Origin of the sequence: Streptomyces sp. NPDC056160, from assembly GCF_042268205.1 — a bacterium.
GTDB lineage: Bacteria > Actinomycetota > Actinomycetes > Streptomycetales > Streptomycetaceae > Streptomyces.
This window is the reverse complement of the sequence record NZ_JBHJUW010000016.1, coordinates 1-20,645: the sequence shown is the minus strand read 5'-3', so window position 1 is coordinate 20,645 and position 20,645 is coordinate 1. Positions and strand designations below refer to the sequence as shown.

Below are 20,645 nucleotides of genomic sequence, written 5' to 3'. Positions count from 1 at the left end.
GACACGAACCACACGGCAGGGGGCGACGACACGGACCGCAGCATGGAGGGCGACGCGGGCCGCGACGCGACCGACGACCGGGGCGGCTTCGTCCCGCGGCCCGGCACCGGTGGCGGCAACGGCCGCCCCACCGGCGACCACGGTCCGCGCCACCAGTCCGCTGCCCGCCCCCGCCCCCGCGCGTCAGCGCGTCCCGGAGGGCCTGGAGGGGCCGGCGGGCGGCGTCGGACGGCCCGGCGTCCGTTCCGGCTGCCGCTCCGCCTCATCGTGCCCGTGGTTCTCCTCGCCGCGCTGATGGCGATGCTGGTGCTGCGCGGCTACGTGCACAGCGAGATCATGGCCGACCACCGCATCCGGCCCGAGGCGGCCACCGACACCGTGCCGGACAAGATCCTCCAAGGCGGCCCGGTCATCGACACCCGCCACGGGCAGACGACCAGCCTGCGCGTGCCCGACCACCGCCTCGTGCTCACCTTCGACGACGGCCCCGACCCCACCTGGACCCCCCAGGTGCTGGACGTGCTCAAGAAGCACCACGCGCACGCCGTCTTCTTCGTCACCGGCACCATGACCTCGCGCTACCCGGACCTCGTCCGGCGCATGGTCGCCGAGGGCCACGAGGTGGGCCTGCACACCTTCAACCACCCCGACCTGTCCTACCAGTCCAAGCAGCGCATCGACTGGGAGCTGTCGCAGAACCAGCTCGCCATCACCGGCGCGGCCGGGGTGCGCACCTCGCTGTTCCGGCCGCCGTACTCCTCCTTCGCCGACGCGATGGACGACCGTTCCTGGCCGGTGACCGAGTACATCGGCAGCCGCGGCTACATCACCGTCGTCAACACCCTCGACAGCGAGGACTGGCAGAAGCCCGGCCCGGCGGAGATCGTCCGGCGGGCCACCCCGAAGGACGGCGAGGGCGCGATCGTACTGATGCACGACTCCGGCGGCGACCGCCACCAGACCGTGCAGGCGCTGGACCGGTACCTGCCGCGACTCCAGGCGCGCGGCTACCGGTTCGACAACCTCACCGAGGCGCTCGGAGCGCCCAGCGCGCTCACCCCGGTCACCGGCGCCGGCCTGTGGAAGGGCAGGGCGTGGATCTTCCTGGTCCGGGCCTCCGACGACCTCACCGACGCGCTCGGCGTGTGCCTGGCGCTGGTCGGCGCCCTGGTCATCGCCAGGTTCGCGCTGATGCTGCTGCTCTCCGCCGCGCACGCCCGCCGGGTGCGCCGCCCCGGCTTCGGCTGGGGGCCGCCGGTCACCGGACCGGTGTCGGTGCTCGTACCGGCGTACAACGAGGCCAAGTGCATCGAGAACACGGTGCGTTCCCTGATGGCGAGCGAGCACCCGGTCGAGGTGGTCGTCGTCGACGACGGTTCGTCGGACGGTACGGCGGACCTCGTCGAGGCGATGGGCCTGCCCGGCGTACGGGTGGTGCGCCAGCGCAACGCGGGCAAGCCCGCCGCCCTCAACCGCGGTATCGCGCACGCCTCCCACGACCTGATCGTCATGATGGACGGCGACACCGTCTTCGAACCCTCCACCGTCCGCGAACTCGTCCAGCCCTTCGGCGACCCGCGGGTCGGCGCGGTCGCCGGCAACGCCAAGGTGGGCAACCGGGACTCCCTGATCGGCGCCTGGCAGCACATCGAGTACGTGATGGGCTTCAACCTCGACCGCCGCATGTACGACGTCCTGCGCTGCATGCCGACCATCCCCGGCGCGGTCGGCGCGTTCCGCCGCTCGGCCCTGGAACGCGTCGGCGGCATGAGCGAGGACACGCTCGCCGAGGACACCGACATCACCATGGCCCTGCACCGCGCCGGCCTGCGTGTCGTCTACGCCGAGAACGCCCGCGCCTGGACCGAGGCGCCGGAGTCCGTCCAGCAGCTGTGGTCCCAGCGCTACCGCTGGTCGTACGGCACCATGCAGGCGATCTGGAAACACCGCGGTGCGCTCCTCGACCGCGGCCCCTCCGGCCGTTTCGGCCGCTTGGGCCTGCCCCTGGTGTCCCTCTTCATGGTGGTCGCCCCGCTGCTGGCGCCGCTGATCGACCTCTTCCTCCTCTACGGCGTGATCTTCGGCCCGACCGGGAGGACGGTCGCGGCCTGGCTGGGCGTGCTCGCCGTCCAGGCGTTCTGCGCGGCGTACGCGTTCCGGCTGGACCGCGAACGCATGACCCATCTGATCTCGCTCCCGCTCCAGCAGATCCTCTACCGCCAGCTCATGTACGTGGTGCTGCTCCAGTCCTGGATCACCGCCCTCACCGGCGGCCGGCTGCGGTGGCAGAAGCTGCGCCGCACCGGCGTGGTGGAGGCACCGGCCGCTCCCGCACCCCGTGACCCGGTCACCCTGCTGAGCGACCCGACCGCGCGGAGGCCGGTGGCATGACCCAGACCCTCGCTCCCAAGCCCGCCGCCGGCCCGCGCGGACCGGCCGGCCGCGACCGCTACCTGGACCTCCTACGGGCCCTGGCCCTGTTCCGGGTGGTGCTCTACCACCTGTTCGGCTGGGCCTGGCTGACCGTGCTGTTCCCCTCGATGGGCGTGATGTTCGCACTGGCGGGCTCCCTGATGGCGCGCTCCCTGAACCGCCCGGCCCTGAGCGTGATCAAGGGCAGGCTGCGCAGGCTCCTGCCCCCGCTGTGGGCGTTCGGCGCGGTCCTGCTCCCGTTGCTGCTGGTGGCCGGCTGGAACCCGCTGAGGGACCCGGACCTCGGCGGCACCGTGTGGGTGACCAAGCTCCTGGACTACGTCGTCCCGGTCGGCGCCCCGCCCTACCCCGCACACCTGGGTTCCGACTCCGGCCTGCTGGAGACGACCTGGCCGGACGACGCGGCGGGCCCGCTGTGGTACCTGCGCGCCTACCTCTGGTTCGTCGTGGCGTCCCCGCTCCTGCTGCGGGCGCTGCGCCGGGCGCCCTGGCCGACCCTCCTGGCCCCCCTCGCCCTGACGGCGGTCCTCGGCACGGGCCTGGTGCGGATCCCCGGCGAGACGGGGGAGGCGGTGACGGACTTCGCTGTGTACGGCGGCTGCTGGGTCCTGGGCTTCGCCCACCACGAGGGCCTCCTGGCGAAGGTCCCCCGCTACCTCGCCGTCTCCTCGGCCGTCCTGCTGATGGCCTTCGGCCTGTGGTGGGCCTTGGGCCACCAGGGCCCCGACGGCTGGGACCTGAACGACATCCCGCTCGCCCAGGCGGCCTGGTCCTTCGGGGCCGTCGTGATCCTCCTCCAGTACGCCCCCTCCTGGCGCGAGTTCCCCGCCCGCCTGCGCCGCCTGCGGAAACTCATCACGCTCGCCAACAACCGGGCCGTCACCATCTACCTCTGGCACAACTTGCTCATCACGGCCACGGTCCCTCTCATCGACCAGGCCTACAACCTGCCGTTCATGCAGAGCGACAGCGCGTCGGCGATGCTCGACTCGACGTACAGCCTGTGGATGTTCGTCCTGGTGTGGCCGCTGATCGCGGCAGCGATCCTCGCCTTCGGCTGGATCGAGGACCTGGCGGCACGGCGCGGGCCACGACTGTGGCCGACCGGCGGCGAGGGCCGCTGAGGGCCGCCTCTCACCCCCGCCCCCCACGGGGTGAGACCGACGTTCCCTCCCCGTCACCCACCGCCACAGCGCGGAAACTCCGGCTTCCTACCGTCGGGAGCCAGGTACTCGGCGCACGTGGAGGCGGGATGGCGGGCAGGCGTTGGATCGTGGAGTGGGATCCTGAGGACGAGGTGTTCTGGGCGGGGGCGGGGGAGCGGATCGCCAGGCGGAATCTGTTCTTCTCCGTGCTCAGCGAACACATCGGGTTCTCGGTGTGGACGCTGTGGTCCGTGCTCGTGCTGTTCATGGGGCCCGAGTACGGGCTGAGCCCCGCCGACAAGTTCCTGCTCACGTCCGTGGTGACGCTGGTGGGCGCGGTCGCACGGGTGCCGTACACCTTCGCCGTGGCGCTCTTCGGCGGCCGGAACTGGACGATCGTCTCCGCGAGCCTGCTGCTCGTGCCGGCCGTCGCCGCGTTCGTCGTCATGCACCCCGGCACCTCGTTCTCCACCTTCCTGTGGGTCGGGCTGCTCGCCGGGATCGGCGGCGGGAACTTCGCCTCCTCCATGACCAACATCAACGCCTTCTTCCCGATGCGGGAGAAGGGGTGGGCGCTCGGGCTCAACGCCGGGGGCGGCAACGTGGGGGTGCCCGTCATCCAGCTCGCCGCCCTCGCCGTCATCGGGGCCGGCGGCGGGCCGCGTGTGCTGCTGGGGATCTACATCCCGCTGATCGTCGTGGCCGCCGTGCTCGCCGCGCTGTTCATGGACAACCTCGCCTCCGTGAAGAACGACACCGGCGCCGCCGTGGACGCCGCCAAGGACGCCCACACCTGGATCATGGCGTTCCTGTACGTGGGCACCTTCGGGTCGTTCATCGGGTACAGCTTCGCCTTCGGGCAGGTACTCACCGGCCAGTTCGGCAGGACGCCCCTCCAGGCCGCCTGCCTCACCTTCATCGGGCCGCTCCTCGGGTCCCTGGTCCGGCCCCTGGGCGGCCGGCTCGCCGACCGGTACGGCGGCGCGCGGATCACCCTGTGGAACTTCGTCGCCATGGCCGCCGCGACCGCCGCCCTCGTCGCCGCCGGGATGAGGGGCTCGCTGCCGCTGTTCGTGGCCGTGTTCGTCGTCCTGTTCGCGCTCAGCGGGCTCGGCAACGGGTCCACGTACAAGATGATCCCGGGGATCTTCCAGGCCAAGGCCCTCGCCGGTGGACTGGTCGGGGAGGAGGCCGTGGCGCACGCGCGGCGGTTGTCCGGGGCCTCCATGGGGCTCATCGGGGCCGTGGGCGCGCTCGGCGGCGTGGGCATCAACCTGGCCTTCCGGCAGTCGTTCCTCGCCCACGGCTCCGGCACCGCCGCGTTCGTCGCCTTCCTGGTCTTCTACGGCGCGGCCTTCCTGGTCACCTACGCCGTATACCTTCGCCGGCCGGGCGGCGAGCGGGCGACCACCGGCGTCGCTGCCGGGAGGGAGCTGCGGCTCGGCGGTGCCGAGGTATGACGTAACACTGGTGACATGCCGGTGAACCGAACCCGTCATGCGGTGTTGGCAGGCTCACGGGCACAGACGACGACTCCAGCACGGGACGAGAGCCATGAGCCAGGACCAGGACCAGGACGAGCAGCAGCGGCCGGCCGGGCCCGGGCCCCTGGCCGGGTTCACCGTGGGGGTGACGGCGGCCCGCCGCGCCGATGAACTCGGCGCGCTGCTCCAGCGGCGCGGCGCGTCGGTCGTGCACGCGCCCGCGCTGCGCATCGTCCCCCTCTCCGACGACGGTGAACTCCTCGCCGCCACGAAGGAGATCATCGGCCGGGCGCCCGACACCGTGGTCGCCACCACCGCGATCGGCTTCCGCGGGTGGGTGGAGGCGGCCGACGGATGGGGGCTGGGCGAGGCGCTGCTCGGCCGGTTGCGGGGGGTCGAGGTGCTGGCCCGCGGTCCCAAGGTCAAGGGAGCGGTCCGGGCCGCCGGGCTCACCGAGGAGTGGTCGCCGTCCTCGGAGTCCCTGGCCGAGGTGCTCGACCGGCTGCTGGAACAGGGCGTGGACGGGCGGCGCGTGGCCGTCCAGTTGCACGGGGAACCGCTGCCCGGCTTCGTGGAGGCGCTGCGCGCCGGCGGGGCGGAGGTCGTCCCGGTGCCGGTGTACCGGTGGCTGCCGCCGGAGGACCCCGGCCCGCTGGACCGGCTGCTGGACGCCGCCGTCTTTGGCGGGCTCGACGCGCTCACCTTCACCAGCGCCCCGGCCGCCGCGTCCCTGCTGTCCCGGGCGGAGGAACGGGGGCTGCTGACCGGGCTGCTGGCCGCGCTCGCACACGACGTGCTGCCCGCGTGCGTCGGGCCGGTCACCGCCGTGCCGTTGCAGGCGCACGGGGTGGACACCGTGCAGCCGGAGCGGTTCCGGCTCGGTCCGCTGGTGCAGCTGCTGTGCCAGGAACTACCGGGGCGCGCAAGGACGTTGCCCGTCGCCGGGCACCGGGTGCAGATCCGGGGGCAGGCGGTGCTGGTGGACGGGGACCTGAGACCCGTACCGCCCGCCGGGATGGCGCTGCTGCGGGCGCTCGCGCGGCGGCCCGGGTGGGTGGTCGCCCGCGCCGACCTGCTGCGCGCGCTGCCCGGCGCCGGCCGGGACGAACACGCGGTGGAGACCGCCATGGCACGCCTGCGCACGGCGCTCGGCGCACCGAAGCTGGTCCAGACGGTGGTCAAGCGCGGGTACCGGCTGGCCCTGGACCCGGCGTCGGACGCGAAGTACGGGGAGGGCGACGGGTAGCGCCGCGCAGCAGCCGGGTGGCGCCGTGCAGCACCAGCGCCCGCGCCAGGCAGGCCCCGGCCGCCGTCACCAGCAGGGTCCGTACGACGTTCCACGCCACCCACGGGTGCTCGAAGTGCGCGCGGGCCGTCGCCGGAGCTGCGGTGTGGGCCAGCGCGTCGTTCAGGGGGACGTTGCAGGTTGAGGTGACCGCGAACGCGAGGACGTGGGCCGCCAGCGCCGCCCACACCCACCGGCGCGGCAGCGGCGAGCCGCGCAGCTGCCACGCAGAGACCGCCGTCAGCAGCGGGGCGCCGAGGAAGGCGAGGAGGAAGACCGGGTTCTGGATCACGTCGTTGATGTTCCGCATGACCTCGGCGTAGGTGCGGTCGTCGCTGCGGGCCAGGGCAGGCATCACGGCGCAGGCGAAGACGTAGAAGACGCCCGCGAGCAGGCCGGTGACGACCGTGGCGGTGCCCAGGACCCCGGCGGCGCCCGGGCGCGCCGTGCCGTCGCGGGTGCTGGTGCCGGTTCCGTTGCTGGTGCCGATGTCTGCCATGCCGTCCAGTCAACGCGCCCGGCGTGCCGGGGCCCATCGCCGGGACGCGCGGCCGCATACGCGGGCGTCCACGTCACCCGCGTCCGGTCCGGGGGGTTCCGGCCGTGGGAACGGGCGGGCACTGTGGGAGGGAACGGTTCCCCAGCCCTGACGAGCACCCCGCCGCCCGGTCCGCCGCGGCCGGCCGGGGTGTCGCCCCTAGGCGGTGACAGGCACATGGCACTGGGTACGGCCCCGGAGACGGCCACGGACACGGTCCCCCACGAGTTGCGGTTCGACGCCGGGCGGATCTGCCTGGACCTCCTCTCCACCACCCATCCCGAGGAACGGCTCGACTCCCTCCCGCCGCTGCGCGCGTGGATCGCGGGCGCGGGCCTGGTCCCGCCGGGCACCGGTCTCGCCCACGCCGACCTCGCCTGGCTCGCCGCCTTCCGCGAACTGCGCGGGCACATCGGGCACCTGGTCCACGGGCACCTCGAAGGACCCCCGCGCCCGGACCCCCGCGCCCACGACCTTCCCCACGCCCACGACCTCTCCCACGCCCGCGACCTCGCCCGCGACCTCTCCCACGCCCGCGACCTCGCCCTCGCCCGCGTCAACGAGGCCGCCCGCGCCGCCCCGCCCGCCCCGCGCGCCGTACGCCGTGCGGACGGCACCCTCGTGCGCGCCCTGGCCGCTCCGCCCCAGTGCGCCGCCCTGCTCGCGGCCGTCGCCCGGGACGCGCTGGAACTGCTCACCGACCCCGTCGCCCGGGCGGCCCTGCGCCGGTGCGCGGGCGACAACTGCCCGATCGTCTACCTGGACACCTCCCGGGGACGCAGACGGCGCTGGTGCTCCAGTGAGGTCTGCGGCAACCGCGAACGGGTCGCCCGCCACCGCCGCCGCGCCGCCCTCGCCCGCACCTGAGCCGCCCGCGTCCTCGACCGTCCCCCCGGCCCCTGCTCACCGCTCCGCAGGCCGCCCCCGCAGATCCGGTCGGGGCCGATGCTCGGATACGGCCGGGTCCGGCTTCCGCCAGTGGGTCCCCTTCGCGTACGGTTGACGGCTGCCCAGCACGTCAGAAGGGGGCCCGGTGGCCGCTCAGGCTCAACAGGATTCCGCGGTCGAATCGGTTCACGACGCCACGCGCGACGCCACGGGCGACGCGGTGCGCGACGCGGAGCAGGACTCGGTCCGGGACCGGGAGATCAGCATGGAACAGGAACACCTGGACCGGGTGTACCGGCGCCTCGAAGTGAAGATCCACGAGGCCGAGTTCCTGATGCGGGACGCGGCACAGCGCGGCCAGGTCGGCACGCCCGGCGCGCTGGCCGAGCGCGACGCGCAGGTCTTCCAGGCGGGCGTCCACCTCAACCGGCTGAACAACGAGTTCGAGGACTTCCTCTTCGGCCGGATCGACCTGCTCCTCGGCAAGGACGGCAAGAAGGGGCCCGACGGGGCCTACACCGCCGTGGAACCGGCCGAGGGCGCCGTGCGCGAGGACAACACCGCCGACATCGCCGAGACCCTGCACATCGGCCGCATCGGCGTCCTGGACGAGGACTACGCCCCGCTGGTCATCGACTGGCGGGCGCCCGCCGCGGCCCCGTTCTACCGCTCCACCCCGGTCGATCCCGGCCGGGTCGTGCGCCGCCGGGTGATCCGCTCCAAGGGGCGGCGCGTGCTCGGCGTCGAGGACGACCTGATGCGGCCCGAGCTGAGGGCCTACCTGGACGGCCGGGAACTGCCCGCCCTCGGGGACGGCGCGCTGATGGCCGCGCTCGGCCGGGCCCGCAGCCACAGCATGCGGGACATCGTCTCCTCCATCCAGGCGGAGCAGGACCTCGTCATCCGGGCCCCCGCCGCCTCGGTGGCCTACGTCGAGGGCGGCCCGGGCACGGGCAAGACGGCGGTGGCGCTGCACCGGGCGGCCTACCTGCTCTACCAGGACCGCCGCCGTTACGCGGGCGGCATCCTGATCGTCTCGCCGACCCCGCTCCTCGTGGCGTACACGGAAGGCGTGCTGCCCTCCCTCGGCGAGGAGGGGCAGGTCGCCATCCGGGCGATCGGCTCGCTCGTCGACGGCGTCGAGGCCACGCTGTACGACTCGCCGGCCGTGGCCCGCGCCAAGGGCTCGTACCGGATGCTGAAGGTGCTGCGGAAGGCCGCCCGGGGCGCACTGGAGACCGGCCCCGGCGCGCGGCAGGGCGTGAACGCCCCCGCCGGGCAGCTGACCCTCGGCGACGACCCGGACGCGGAGCAGGAGACGGCGGCTCCCGCGGGTCCGCCGACCCGGCTGCGGGTGGTCGCCTTCGGCCGCCGTCTCGAACTGGAGGCCGCGGACCTGGACCGCGTCCGGCGCACCGCCCTCGGCGGCACCGCACCGGTCAACCTGCTGCGCCCGCGCGCCCGCAAACTGCTCCTCGACGCCCTGTGGGAGCAGTCGGGGGCCGCCGCCCGGCACACCGACCCCGAGCTGGCCGCCGAGCTGCGCTCCTCCTTCGACGAGGACGTGACGGGCGAGGACTCCTTCGTCGCGTTCCTCGACGCCTGGTGGCCCGAGCTGACCCCGCGCGCGGTGCTCGCCGCCATGGCCGACGAACGGCGCCTGGGGCGCTGGGCCCGCCGGGTCCTCAACCCCGGCGAGGTGCGCAAGGTAGCCCGTTCGCTGAAGCGGGACGGGTACACCGTGCACGACATCGCGATGCTCGACGAGCTCCAGGCGTTGCTCGGCACCCCGGCCCGGCCGCGCAAGAGGCGCGAGCTGGACCCGCTGGACCAGCTCACCGGCCTGGAGGAGCTGATGCCGGTGCGCGAGGAGTCGCAGCGCGAGCGCGCCGAGCGGCTGGCCGAGGAGCGCACCGAGTACGCCCACGTCATCGTCGACGAGGCGCAGGACCTCACGCCGCTGCAGTGGCGCATGGTGGGCCGCCGCGGCCGGCACGCCACGTGGACGGTGGTCGGCGACCCGGCCCAGTCCTCGTGGTCCGATCCGGACGAGGCGGCCGAGGCCCGCGACGAGGCCCTGGGCACCCGCCCGCGCCGCCGTTTCGAGCTGACGGTGAACTACCGCAACCCGGCCGAGATCGCCGAGCTGGCCGCCAAGGTGCTCGCCCTGGCCATGCCCGGTTCCCGCTCGCCCTCCGCGGTGCGTTCCACCGGCGTGGAGCCGCGCTTCGCGGTCGTCCGGGACTCCCCGGGCGCCACCGTGCGGGCGGAGGCCGAACGGCTGCTGGAACGGGTGGACGGCACGGTCGGCGTGGTCGTCGCCATGAACCGGCGCGAGGAGGCCCGCCGCTGGCTGGCGGGCCTGGGGGACCGCGTGGTGGCACTGGGCAGCCTGGAGGCGAAGGGCCTGGAGTACGACGCGACGCTCGTCGTCTCGCCCGCGGAGATCGCCGACGAGTCACCGGCCGGCCTGCGCGTGCTCTACGTCGCCCTGACCCGCGCCACCCAGCAGCTCACGGTGGTCTCCGGCGAGCGCGACGAGCCGGACGCGGCCGGGGTGCCGGACCTGCTGCGGGACTGAGCGCGGGGCCCGCGCGGGTGGCGGGGAGAAGGAACCTAGCCCAGGGGAATGGCCTTACCGGATCCGTTTGTTAGCCTTGGTGTGGCACCGGCCCGATCCAAGCCCCCGGGCCCAACCTTCGTCGCTACGAGCGACCACTTGCCGCGAGGCGAGCATGGCGGGTCGGTGTCACAAGCCTCACGAGAGGCCCACGTCACGAGGAATGTGACGTGGGCCTCTTTTGTTGCGTGGGCACCTACCGCGACAGCGTGATCTCTCGTATGGTGGAAGTCACTTTCCGAAAATGGCACCACCTTCTGGTACCCACTGGCACCTCCTGGTGGACGCTCCGGTGAACACAAAGTCCGCAACCCGGGGCGACTACCACGTACTCAGGGGTAGGTGCGACGATCGGACGGCACAACTTCGCGACACGGTGAAAGCAGAGGAAGTCGGCCATGGCAACGGCGCCCAGCGTCTCCTACTCGATGACCATCCGGCTGGAGGTGCCCGCGAGCGGAACGGCCGTCTCGCAGCTCACCACCGCTGTGGAGTCCTCCGGAGGCTCGGTCACGGGCCTCGACGTCACCGCGTCCGGCCACGAGAAGCTCCGGATCGACGTCACTATCGCGGCGACCTCGACCGCGCACGCCGACGAGATCGTCGAGAAGCTGCGCGGCATCGAGGGCGTCACGCTCGGCAAGGTCTCCGACCGTACGTTCCTGATGCACCTCGGCGGCAAGATCGAGATGGCGTCCAAGCACCCCATCCGCAACCGTGACGACCTCTCCATGGTCTACACGCCGGGCGTGGCCCGCGTCTGCATGGCGATCGCCGAGAACCCCGAGGACGCCCGCCGCCTCACCATCAAGCGCAACTCCGTTGCGGTCGTGACGGACGGCTCCGCGGTGCTGGGCCTGGGCAACATCGGCCCCAAGGCCGCGCTGCCCGTCATGGAGGGCAAGGCGGCCCTCTTCAAGCGGTTCGCCGGCATCGACGCCTGGCCGATCTGCCTGGACACCCAGGACAGCGACGCCATCGTCGAGATCGTCAAGGCGATCGCCCCCGGGTTCGCCGGCATCAACCTGGAGGACATCTCCGCGCCCCGCTGCTTCGAGATCGAGGCCCGGCTGCGCGAGGCGCTGGACATCCCCGTCTTCCACGACGACCAGCACGGCACCGCCATCGTCGTGCTCGCCGCCCTCACCAACGCCCTGCGCGTGGTGGACAAGCCCATCGAGAACGTCCGGGTCGTGATGTCCGGCGCCGGCGCGGCCGGCACCGCCATCCTCAAGCTGCTGCTCGCCGCGGGCGTGAAGAACGCGGTGGTCGCCGACATCCACGGCGTCGTGCACACCGGTCGCGAGGACCTGGTCGACGCCGCCCCCGAGTCGGCGCTGCGCTGGATCGCCGACAACACCAACCCCGAGAACCTCACGGGCACCCTGAAGGAGGCCGTGCGGGGCGCGGACGTCTTCATCGGCGTCTCGGCGCCCAACGTGCTCGACGGCGACGACGTGGCCGCCATGGCGGACGGCGCGATCGTGTTCGCGCTCGCGAACCCCGACCCCGAGGTCGACCCCGCGATCGCGCGTCAGACGGCGGCGGTCGTGGCCACCGGCCGCTCCGACTTCCCCAACCAGATCAACAACGTGCTGGTCTTCCCGGGTGTCTTCCGCGGCCTGCTGGACGCGCAGTCGCGCACGGTCAACACCGAGATGATGCTGGCCGCCGCGCAGGCCCTGGCCGACGTGGTGACCGAGGGCGAGCTGAACCCGAACTACATCGTCCCCAGCGTCTTCAACGACAAGGTCGCGGGAGCCGTGGCCGGTGCCGTCCGGGAGGCCGCCAAGGCGGCCGGCGCGAGCGCGGTGACCAGCAGCACATCCGGAATCTGACCAACCGGACGAACCGGGTGAACCGGTCGGAGCGGGTGTTCGGGGGCGCCGGTCCCCGAGCGTGACGATCGCCACGACGCGCCGTGGACCGGCGCGTCGTGGCGGACGCTGTCAGTGGTGCGCCTTATCGTGGCTGGCCAGGCGCGGGCCCTCTTTTCGTGTGACTCCCAAGGGTGTTCTCACGACTCCTACGGGTGCCGGATTGGCTTTCCCGCCGCAGGTGGGGGCAGGATGCCTCCCTGGGCGCGAGGGTCTGACGAGGGACCCGGGTCCGGGGACCCCCGAGGGCCCTGGCAGCATCGGCTTGGCTGGCCCAACATGCGGCTTTGCCGCGTGGCACGCCTCAACGGCAAGAAGAACACGGGAGTAACAACATGAACCGCAGTGAGCTGGTGGCCGCGCTGGCCGACCGCGCCGAGGTGACCCGCAAGGACGCCGACGCCGTGCTGGCCGCGTTCGCCGACGTCGTCGGCGACATCGTCTCCAAGGGGGACGAGAAGGTCACCATCCCTGGCTTCCTGAACTTCGAGCGCACCCACCGTGCCGCTCGCACCGCCCGCAACCCGCAGACCGGCGAGCCGATCCAGATCCCGGCCGGCTACAGCGTGAAGGTCTCCGCGGGCAGCAAGCTGAAGGAAGCCGCCAAGGGCAAGTGACCTTGCCGCCGTACGCCACGGGACGGCGTACGGGGCCCGGCAGGGCCGACAACGTCAATGGGGCGGCCCCCTCCACGGGGGCCGCCCCATCGTCGTACACACCCCCGGCCGGGCACCCCTCGACCGAGCGACCCCCGGACCCCCGGCCGGGGGGGGGCGTCGCGGCCGGGGCCGGGTGGCCGGGGTGTCTCAGCCGAGCGCCTGGCCCGGCAGCTCCACCTTCGCGCCCAGTTCCACGAGCTTGTCCATGAAGTTCTCGTAGCCGCGGTTGATCAGGTCGATGCCGTGGACGCGGGAGGTGCCCTGGGCCGCGAGGGCGGCGATCAGGTAGGAGAAGCCGCCGCGCAGGTCCGGGATGACCAGGTCGGCGCCCTGGAGCCGGGTCGGGCCCGACACGACCGCGGAGTGCAGGAAGTTGCGCTGGCCGAAGCGGCAGTCGGAGCCGCCCAGGCACTCGCGGTAGAGCTGGATGTGCGCGCCCATCTGGTTCAGCGCGGAGGTGAAGCCGAGGCGGGACTCGTAGACCGTCTCGTGGATGATCGACAGGCCGGTCGCCTGGGTGAGGGCCACCACCAGCGGCTGCTGCCAGTCCGTCTGGAAGCCGGGGTGCACGTCCGTCTCCAGCGCGATGGACTTCAACTGCCCGCCGGGGTGCCAGAAGCGGATGCCCTCGTCGTCGATCTCGAACGCCCCGCCCACCTTCCGGTAGGTGTTCAGGAACGTCATCATCGAGCGCTGCTGGGCGCCGTGGACGTAGATGTTGCCCTCGGTGGCCAGCGCCGCGGACGCCCAGGACGCCGCCTCCAGGCGGTCCGCGAGCGCGCGGTGGGTGTAACCGCCGAGCTTGTCCACACCGGTGATGCGGATCGTGCGGTCGGTGTCCATCGCGATGATCGCGCCCATTTTCTGCAGGACGCAGATCAGGTCCTCGATCTCCGGTTCGACGGCCGCGTTGGACAACTCGGTGACGCCCTCGGCGAGGACCGCCGTCAGCAGCACCTGCTCGGTCGCGCCGACGGACGGGTAGGGCAGCCGGATCTTCGTGCCGCGCAGCCGCTGCGGCGCCTCCAGGTACTGGCCGTCCGCCCGCTTCTCGATCGTCGCGCCGAACTGCCGCAGCACGTCGAAGTGGAAGTCGATGGGCCGCCCGCCGATGTCGCAGCCGCCGAGGCCGGGGATGAACGCGTGGCCCAGCCGGTGCAGCAGCGGCCCGCAGAACAGGATCGGGATACGGCTGGAACCCGCGTGGGCATCGATGTCAGCCACGTTGGCGCTCTCCACCCGGGTCGGGTCGAGCACCAGCTCGCCCGGCTCCTCACCCGGACGTACCGTCACCCCGTGCAGTTGCAGCAGACCGCGTACGACCCGCACGTCCCGGATGTCCGGCACATTGCGCAGTCGGCTCGGTTCGCTGCCCAGCAGAGCGGCGACCATCGCCTTCGGTACGAGGTTCTTCGCACCCCGGACCCGGATCTCGCCCTCCAGCGGGGTTCCGCCATGGACAAGCAGTACGTCATCAGTGCCGTTGACGGTCATGTATCTCGCGTTCCGATGAGTTGGGCAGGTGCCGGCCGGTCGGTTCGGGCAGGGGGCCGGAGAGACAGACTAATCGCGGGGGAGCGCGCAACCGAAAGCCCGTGCACCGCCCGGAACGTCATGGCTGTGTCACAACACGAACGGTCGGCCGGTGGACACGCACGGTCACCGCCGAGAGCGTGCGCCCGCGACGCTCCCGTACCCCGTGCGCGCCCTCACTCCGGTAGCCGGATTGGCTCCCCACGCCAGGGGAAGATGCGGGATCATGTCTGGCATGACCGAGGTGTCCTCGCTCACAGGGCGGCTGCTCGTGGCAACGCCCGCCCTGGCGGACCCGAACTTCGACCGCGCGGTGGTGCTCCTCCTCGACCACGACGAGGAGGGTTCCCTCGGTGTCGTCCTCAACCGCCCCACCCCCGTCGACGTGGGTGACATCCTGGAGGGCTGGGCGGACCTCGCCGGGGAGCCCGGCGTGGTCTTCCAGGGCGGCCCGGTCTCGCTGGACTCCGCACTCGGCGTCGCCGTCATCCCGGGCGGCGGCCCCGGCGAGCGCGCCCCGCTGGGCTGGCGCCGGGTGCACGGCGCGATCGGCCTGGTCGACCTGGAGGCCCCGCCCGAGCTGCTGGCCTCCGCCCTCGGCTCGCTGCGGATCTTCGCCGGGTACGCGGGATGGGGGCCCGGCCAGCTGGAGGACGAGCTGGGGCAGGGGGCCTGGTACGTCGTCGAGTCGGAACCGGGCGACGTCTCCTCCCCGGCCCCCGAGCGGCTGTGGCGCGAGGTGCTGCGCCGTCAGCGCAACGAACTGGCGATGGTCGCCACCTACCCGGACGACCCGTCGCTCAACTGATGCCCGTGCGCTTCAGTACCCTTGCCGTATGAGCACTCTCGAGCCCGAGCGCGGCACTGGAACGGGGACCCTCGTAGAGCCGACGCCGCAGGTGTCCCACGGAGACGGCGATCACGAGCGCTTCGCCCACTACGTCCAGAAGGACAAGATCATGGCGAGCGCCCTGGACGGGACGCCCGTCGTGGCGCTGTGCGGCAAGGTGTGGGTGCCGGGCCGCGACCCGAAGAAGTACCCCGTGTGCCCGCTGTGCAAGGACATCTACGAGTCCATGAGCGGCGGCGGCGACCAGGGCAAGGGCGGCGACAAGAAGTAGCGCCCCCGCGCTGAGGCGGCGGCAGGAGGCGGCGTGTGCGCCTCCGCCGCCCGCCGGGCCGACCGGGCCCCCCGAGTGCGTTTCGCGCGCTTGGGGGGCCTTTGTGCTGTCCGGCGTTGCACAGGGTGCGTCGTGCGGTCACAGAGTGGTTGAGACCTCTTGTCGGCGCGTTCACCGAGTCCCTAGCCTCCGTGGTGTTGTGCAGAGCAAAACCGTCATTGCGCATGTTGCAACACCCTGACCGGAGGAATGGCTCCATGAAGCTCTCCGCAAGACTTTCCGGACGGCTGGCCCTGCTGCTGGCCGCCGCCGCCCTCACCGCCACCGCCTGCGCCCCGCAGACGTCCGACAACTCCTCCTCCGGCAAGGACGAGAAGACCGGGACCCTGCGTGTCTGGCTGTTCCAGGAGGTCTCCAACAAGCCGAAGGAACAGGTGGTCAAGCAGGTCCTCGCGGACTTCCGCAAGGCCCACGACGGCACCGACGTCAGCGTCGAGTACATCCCCGTGGAGACGCGGGCCCAGCGGATCAAGGCCGCCTTCAACGACCCGAAGAGCGCCCCCGACGTCATCGAGTACGGCAACACCGACACCGCCGGCTACGTCAAGGACGGCGGACTCGCCGACGTCACCGCGGAGTTCGACGCCTGGGACGAGGCCAGGGACACCGACCCCACCGCCCGCACGTCGGTCACCGTGGACGGCAAGATCTACGGCGCCCCCTACTTCGTCGGGGTCCGCGCCCTGTACTACCGCACCGACGTCTTCAAGGAACTGCACCTCGAGCCGCCGAAGACCCTGGACGAACTGGCCACCACCGCCCACACGGTCCGGGCCGCCCGGCCCGGCCTGTACGGCCTCGCAGTCGGCGGCGCCTACACCTACGGCGCCATGCCCTTCATCTGGGCCAACGGCGGCCGGATCGCCACCGGCAAGTCCGGCTCCTACACCTCCGCCATCGACAGCCCCGCGGCCCGCAAGGGCATCGAGGAGTACACGTCCCTGTTCGGCGACGACAACTGCCCCGCCGCCAAGTGCGCGGGCATGACCGGCAACGACACCATCACCGCCTTCGCCGCCGGCAAGGCGGCCATGGCGATCGGCGGCGACTTCAGCCACCAGGCCGTGGAAGCCGGCGTGGCCAAGGGCAAGTACGCCGTCGTGCCGCTGCCCGGCGTCAAGCCCGGCTCCGTCGCACCGGCCTTCGCGGGCGGCAACAACATCGGCGTCCTCAAGAGCACCTCGCACCGCACCCTCGCCGTGGACCTGATGAAGCGGCTCGCCTCGAAGAAGACCCAGGCCGAGATGTTCGACGCGATGGGCTTCCTGCCGACCTTCAAGGACGTACGCGGACAGGCCGCCGCCAAGACTCCGTACGTGAAGCCCTTCGTCGACACCCTCGCCGCGGGCACCGAGTTCGTCCCGGCCACGCCCGCCTGGGCCCAGATCGACTCCTCGCTGGTGCTGCCGACCATGTTCCAGGAGGTCGTCAGCGGCAAGAAGGACGTCAAGGCCGCCGCCGGAGACGCCGCGAAGAAGATGAACGACGTGTTCGGCACCGCCGGATGACGGGTTCGACCACGAGCCCGGGGGTCGCGGTGCGGCGGTCGAGGGTGCCGGCGCGCCGCGGCGCGCGCCCCTCGAAGCGCGGCGCCGCCACCCCCTGGCTGTACCTCGCCCCCGCCCTCGTCGTCCTCGGCGCACTGCTCGTCTACCCCGTCTACCAGCTCGGCCTGATCTCCTTCCTGGAGTACACCCAGGCCCAGGTCAGCGGCGGGAAGCCGGCCACCTTCCAGGGCCTGGGGAACTATGCCGAACTGTTCGGGGACGACCAGTTCTGGCGGGTCCTGGTGGCCACCGTGGTGTTCGCGGCGGCCTGCGTGCTCTGCACGCTCGCCGTCGGCTGCGCGCTCGCCGTGCTCCTCACCCGGGTGCGCGCCGTGCCGCGCCTCGCACTGATGCTCGCCGCCCTCGGCGCCTGGGCGACCCCGGCGGTCACCGGCTCCACGGTCTGGCTGCTGCTCTTCGACGCCGACTTCGGGCCCGTCAACAAGATCCTCGGGCTCGGCGACCACTCCTGGACGTACGGGCGCTACAGCGCCTTCCTCCTCGTCCTGCTCGAAGTGGTCTGGTGCTCCTTCCCGTTCGTCATGGTCACCGTCTACGCCGGCATCCGCGCCGTCCCCGCCGAGGTGCTGGAGGCCGCCGCGCTGGACGGCGCCTCCCAGTGGCGCATCTGGCGCTCCGTGCTGGCACCGATGCTGCGCCCGATCCTGGTCGTCGTCACCATCCAGTCCGTCATCTGGGACTTCAAGGTCTTCACCCAGATCTACGTCATGACGGGCGGCGGCGGCATCGCCGGGCAGAACCTCGTCCTGAACGTCTACGCCTACCAGAAGGCGTTCGCTTCCTCGCAGTACAGCCTCGGCTCCGCGATCGGCGTCGTCATGCTGCTGATCCTGCTCGCCGTGACCCTGGTCTACCTGCGGCTGCTGCGCCGCCAGGGGGAGGAGCTGTGAACCTTCCGCTCGTACGGGTGCGCCGCCCGGGACGGCTCGCGGCCGAGGCGTCGGCCCTGATCGTCGCGGTCGTGGTCGCCTTCCCGCTGTACTGGATGGTGCTCAGCGCCTTCAAACCGGCCGGGGAGATCGAGTCGACGAAGCCGCGTCCCTGGACGGCGTCCCCCTCGCTGGACTCCTTCCGACGGGTCTTCCAGCAACAGGAGTTCGGCCGCTACTTCCTCAACAGCCTGCTCGTCGCGGGCACCGTCGTGATCGCCTCCGCGCTGATCGCGTTCCTGGCGGCGACCGCCGTCACCCGGTTCCGCTTCCGGTTCCGCACCACCCTGCTGATCCTGTTCCTGGTGGCCCAGATGGTGCCCGTGGAAGCGCTCACCATCCCGCTCTTCTTCCTGATGCGGGACTTCGGCCAGCTCAACACCCTGGGATCGCTGATCCTGCCCCACATCGCCTTCTCGCTGCCGTTCGCGATCTGGATGCTCAGAGGGTTCGTGAAAGCCGTTCCGGAAGCCCTGGAGGAGGCCGCGTTCATCGACGGCGCGAGCCGCGCGCGCTTCCTGTGGCAGATCCTCTTCCCGCTGGTCTTCCCCGGACTGGTGGCCACCAGCGTCTTCTCCTTCATCTCGACCTGGAACGACTTCCTCTTCGCGAAGTCGTTCATCATCAGCGACACTTCCCAGTCGACGCTGCCGATGGCGCTGCTGGTCTTCTACAAACCGGACGATCCCGACTGGGGCGGTGTGATGGCCGCCTCCACGGTGATGACGATCCCGGTACTGGTCTTCTTCGTACTCGTGCAACGACGACTCGTCTCCGGCCTCGGCGGAGCGGTAAAGGACTGACGTGATGGACGTGATCCCCCAGCCAGGACGTACGACGACCGACGAGGAACGGTTCTTCGAACTGGGCCCCGGCACCACGGTGACGGCGGGCGAGGGCACCGGCCGCACCGAACGCTGGCTGCGCGCCACCCTCGGCGCGGCCACCGGACTGCCGCTCGCCCCCGCGCCGGCCGGCGACGGCGCCCTGCGCCTGCGCCTGGACGACGCCGTCGCCCGGGACCTCGGCGCCGAGGGCTACCGCCTGGCCGTCACGCCGGACGGCGCCGACCTCGCCGGCGGCGGCCCCGCCGGCCTCTTCTGGGGCGCCCAGACGCTGCGGCAGCTCCTCGGCCCGGCCGCCTTCCGGCGCGCCCCGCTGTCCGGCGGACGGTGGCGGCTGCCGCTGACCGAGATCGAGGACACCCCCCGCTTCCGCTGGCGCGGCCTGATGCTGGACGTCGCCCGGCACTTCATGCCGAAGGACGGCGTCCTGCGCTACCTCGACCTGATGGCCGCCCACAAACTCAACGTCCTGCACTTCCACCTGACGGACGACCAGGGCTGGCGCGTCGAGATCAAGCGGTACCCGGAGCTGACCGCGACCGGCTCCTGGCGCTCCCGGACGAAGTACGGCCACCGCGCCTCCCCCCTGTGGGAGGACAAGCCGCACGGCGGCCACTACACCCAGGACGACATCCGCGAGATCGTCGCCTACGCCGCCGAGCGGCACATCACCGTCATCCCCGAGGTGGACGTACCCGGGCACTCGCAGGCCGCCATCGCCGCCTACCCGGAACTCGGCAACACCGACGTCGTCGACACCACCGCCCTGACCGTCTGGGACGACTGGGGCGTCAGCAAGAACGTCCTCGCCCCCACCGACGCCACCCTCCGCTTCTACGAGGGCGTCCTCGAGGAACTGCTCGAACTGTTCCCGGCGGACGCCGCGCCGTTCTCCGGTTTCTTCCACATCGGCGGCGACGAGTGCCCCAAGGAGCAGTGGCGGGCGTCGGCCACCGCGCAGGCCCGCATCGAGGAACTCGGACTCGCCGACGAGGACGAGTTGCAGTCCTGGTTCATCGGCCACTTCGACAAGTGGCTCACCGCGCGCGGGCGCCGGCTCATCGGCTGGGACGAGATCCTGGAGGGCGGCCTCGCCGAGGGCGCCGCCGTCGCGTCCTGGCGCGGCTACGCGGGCGGGATCGCCGCCGCGCGCGCCGGCCACGACGTCGTCATGTGCCCCGAGCAGCAGGTGTACCTGGACCACCGGCAGGACGCGGGCGCGGACGAACCCGTACCGATCGGCTTCGTGCGCACCCTGGAGGACGTGTACCGCTTCGAGCCGGTTCCGGCCGAGCTGGAGGCCGAGCACACGGGCCATGTGCTGGGCGCCCAGGCCAACGTGTGGACCGAGGTGATGGAGAGCCCCGCGCGCGTGGACTACCAGGCCTTCCCCCGGCTGGCCGCCTTCGCCGAGGTCGCCTGGAGCACCCTGCCCGCGCCGGGCGAGCGGGACTTCGCCGACTTCGAGCGGCGGATGGCGGGCCACTACCGGCGCCTGGACGCCCTGGGCGTCGGCTACCGCCCGCCCGCCGGACCGCACCCCTGGCAGCGCAGGCCCGGCGTCCTGGGACGCCCGCTGGACGGCCCGCCGCCGGTCCGGTAGCGGGGCGGGGCACGCAGGGGGCGCGGGCGGCCGGGGCAGCGGCGGGCCGGGCGGCAG

At 72.3% G+C, this 20,645-nt stretch carries 16 protein-coding genes; 14 read left to right on the top strand and 2 right to left on the bottom strand.

Annotated elements, in window-relative coordinates:
• Nucleotides 1–294 precede the first annotated feature (294 nt).
• The 4 genes from ACFC02_RS08480 (at nt 295) to ACFC02_RS08465 (ending at nt 6,308) form a co-directional block, all read left to right on the top strand.
• Entirely contained in the window at nt 295–2,391 is a 2,097-nt protein-coding gene (locus ACFC02_RS08480; protein ID WP_376354145.1) for a glycosyltransferase, read from the top strand.
• On the top strand, nt 2,388–3,557 hold the full coding sequence (locus tag ACFC02_RS08475; RefSeq protein WP_376354013.1) for an acyltransferase: 1,170 nt from the start codon (nt 2,388–2,390) through the stop codon (nt 3,555–3,557). The genes ACFC02_RS08480 and ACFC02_RS08475 overlap by 4 nt, the downstream gene beginning before the upstream one ends.
• Nucleotides 3,558–3,685: 128 nt before the next feature.
• Nucleotides 3,686–5,038, top strand: coding sequence for a nitrate/nitrite transporter (locus ACFC02_RS08470; protein WP_376354010.1), 1,353 nt, complete (start codon nt 3,686–3,688; stop codon nt 5,036–5,038).
• Between the two features lie 94 nt (nt 5,039–5,132).
• Nucleotides 5,133–6,308 carry a uroporphyrinogen-III synthase gene (locus ACFC02_RS08465; RefSeq protein ID WP_376354008.1) on the top strand — a complete coding sequence of 392 codons (1,176 nt, stop codon included), beginning with the start codon at nt 5,133–5,135 and terminating at the stop codon, nt 6,306–6,308.
• Here ACFC02_RS08465 and ACFC02_RS08460 read toward each other — a convergent pair.
• Nucleotides 6,241–6,846 (bottom strand): DUF1772 domain-containing protein, encoded by a 606-nt coding sequence (locus ACFC02_RS08460; protein WP_376354005.1) that lies wholly within the window; start codon nt 6,844–6,846, stop codon nt 6,241–6,243. The genes ACFC02_RS08465 and ACFC02_RS08460 overlap by 68 nt on opposite strands.
• Before the next feature lie 216 nt (nt 6,847–7,062).
• On the opposite strand from ACFC02_RS08460, the gene ACFC02_RS08455 reads away from it, so the two are divergent.
• From ACFC02_RS08455 to ACFC02_RS08440, 4 genes are all read left to right on the top strand, one after another.
• Nucleotides 7,063–7,752 carry a CGNR zinc finger domain-containing protein gene (locus ACFC02_RS08455; protein ID WP_376354002.1) on the top strand — a complete coding sequence of 230 codons (690 nt, stop codon included), beginning with the start codon at nt 7,063–7,065 and terminating at the stop codon, nt 7,750–7,752.
• 166 nt (nt 7,753–7,918) lie between these two features.
• The gene (locus ACFC02_RS08450) at nt 7,919–10,354 is read left to right on the top strand and encodes a HelD family protein (RefSeq protein ID WP_376354000.1); all 2,436 of its coding nucleotides are present in this window, start codon (nt 7,919–7,921) and stop codon (nt 10,352–10,354) included.
• A 437-nt stretch (nt 10,355–10,791) separates the two neighbouring features.
• A complete protein-coding gene (locus tag ACFC02_RS08445) occupies nt 10,792–12,231 on the top strand; it encodes an NAD-dependent malic enzyme (RefSeq protein ID WP_360972477.1) in 1,440 nt (479 codons plus the stop codon).
• 374 nt (nt 12,232–12,605) lie between these two features.
• Nucleotides 12,606–12,887, top strand: a complete 282-nt coding sequence (locus ACFC02_RS08440; protein ID WP_037862537.1) for an HU family DNA-binding protein — start codon at nt 12,606–12,608, stop codon at nt 12,885–12,887.
• A 189-nt stretch (nt 12,888–13,076) separates the two neighbouring features.
• Here ACFC02_RS08440 and murA read toward each other — a convergent pair whose 3' ends face one another.
• A complete protein-coding gene (murA, locus tag ACFC02_RS08435) occupies nt 13,077–14,423 on the bottom strand; it encodes a UDP-N-acetylglucosamine 1-carboxyvinyltransferase (RefSeq protein WP_360972475.1) in 1,347 nt (448 codons plus the stop codon).
• Between the two features lie 274 nt (nt 14,424–14,697).
• Here murA and ACFC02_RS08430 point away from each other — a divergent pair, with 274 nt between their 5' ends.
• From ACFC02_RS08430 to ACFC02_RS08405, 6 genes are all read left to right on the top strand, one after another.
• Entirely contained in the window at nt 14,698–15,270 is a 573-nt protein-coding gene (locus ACFC02_RS08430; RefSeq protein ID WP_360972474.1) for a YqgE/AlgH family protein, read from the top strand.
• A gap of 28 nt (nt 15,271–15,298) precedes the next feature.
• A complete protein-coding gene (locus ACFC02_RS08425; protein ID WP_360972473.1) occupies nt 15,299–15,583 on the top strand; it encodes a DUF3039 domain-containing protein in 285 nt (94 codons plus the stop codon).
• 257 nt (nt 15,584–15,840) lie between these two features.
• Entirely contained in the window at nt 15,841–17,151 is a 1,311-nt protein-coding gene (locus ACFC02_RS08420; RefSeq protein WP_376353994.1) for an extracellular solute-binding protein, read from the top strand.
• Nucleotides 17,148–18,101 (top strand): carbohydrate ABC transporter permease, encoded by a 954-nt coding sequence (locus tag ACFC02_RS08415; RefSeq protein ID WP_376353991.1) that lies wholly within the window; start codon nt 17,148–17,150, stop codon nt 18,099–18,101. The genes ACFC02_RS08420 and ACFC02_RS08415 overlap by 4 nt, the downstream gene beginning before the upstream one ends.
• Entirely contained in the window at nt 18,098–18,943 is an 846-nt protein-coding gene (locus ACFC02_RS08410) for a carbohydrate ABC transporter permease (RefSeq protein WP_360972469.1), read from the top strand. The genes ACFC02_RS08415 and ACFC02_RS08410 overlap by 4 nt, the downstream gene beginning before the upstream one ends.
• A gap of 4 nt (nt 18,944–18,947) precedes the next feature.
• Nucleotides 18,948–20,588: a beta-N-acetylhexosaminidase gene (locus ACFC02_RS08405; RefSeq protein ID WP_376353989.1), complete on the top strand. Its 1,641-nt coding sequence runs from the start codon at nt 18,948–18,950 to the stop codon at nt 20,586–20,588.
• The last annotated feature ends 57 nt before the right edge of the window (nt 20,589–20,645 follow it).

What these genes read in the sequence shown, in the direction of transcription:
- ACFC02_RS08480 (WP_376354145.1), top strand. Translation starts at nt 295, where the DNA reads ATGGCGATGCTGGTGCTGCGCGGCTACGTGCACAGCGAGATCATGGCC.
- ACFC02_RS08475 (WP_376354013.1), top strand. Translation starts at nt 2,388, where the DNA reads ATGACCCAGACCCTCGCTCCCAAGCCCGCCGCCGGCCCGCGCGGACCG.
- ACFC02_RS08470 (WP_376354010.1), top strand. Translation starts at nt 3,686, where the DNA reads ATGGCGGGCAGGCGTTGGATCGTGGAGTGGGATCCTGAGGACGAGGTG.
- ACFC02_RS08465 (WP_376354008.1), top strand. Translation starts at nt 5,133, where the DNA reads ATGAGCCAGGACCAGGACCAGGACGAGCAGCAGCGGCCGGCCGGGCCC.
- ACFC02_RS08460 (WP_376354005.1), bottom strand. Translation starts at nt 6,846, where the DNA reads ATGGCAGACATCGGCACCAGCAACGGAACCGGCACCAGCACCCGCGAC.
- ACFC02_RS08455 (WP_376354002.1), top strand. Translation starts at nt 7,063, where the DNA reads ATGGCACTGGGTACGGCCCCGGAGACGGCCACGGACACGGTCCCCCAC.
- ACFC02_RS08445 (WP_360972477.1), top strand. Translation starts at nt 10,792, where the DNA reads ATGGCAACGGCGCCCAGCGTCTCCTACTCGATGACCATCCGGCTGGAG.
- ACFC02_RS08440 (WP_037862537.1), top strand. Translation starts at nt 12,606, where the DNA reads ATGAACCGCAGTGAGCTGGTGGCCGCGCTGGCCGACCGCGCCGAGGTG.
- murA (WP_360972475.1), bottom strand. Translation starts at nt 14,423, where the DNA reads ATGACCGTCAACGGCACTGATGACGTACTGCTTGTCCATGGCGGAACC.
- ACFC02_RS08430 (WP_360972474.1), top strand. Translation starts at nt 14,698, where the DNA reads ATGACCGAGGTGTCCTCGCTCACAGGGCGGCTGCTCGTGGCAACGCCC.
- ACFC02_RS08425 (WP_360972473.1), top strand. Translation starts at nt 15,299, where the DNA reads ATGAGCACTCTCGAGCCCGAGCGCGGCACTGGAACGGGGACCCTCGTA.
- ACFC02_RS08420 (WP_376353994.1), top strand. Translation starts at nt 15,841, where the DNA reads ATGAAGCTCTCCGCAAGACTTTCCGGACGGCTGGCCCTGCTGCTGGCC.
- ACFC02_RS08415 (WP_376353991.1), top strand. Translation starts at nt 17,148, where the DNA reads ATGACGGGTTCGACCACGAGCCCGGGGGTCGCGGTGCGGCGGTCGAGG.
- ACFC02_RS08405 (WP_376353989.1), top strand. Translation starts at nt 18,948, where the DNA reads ATGGACGTGATCCCCCAGCCAGGACGTACGACGACCGACGAGGAACGG.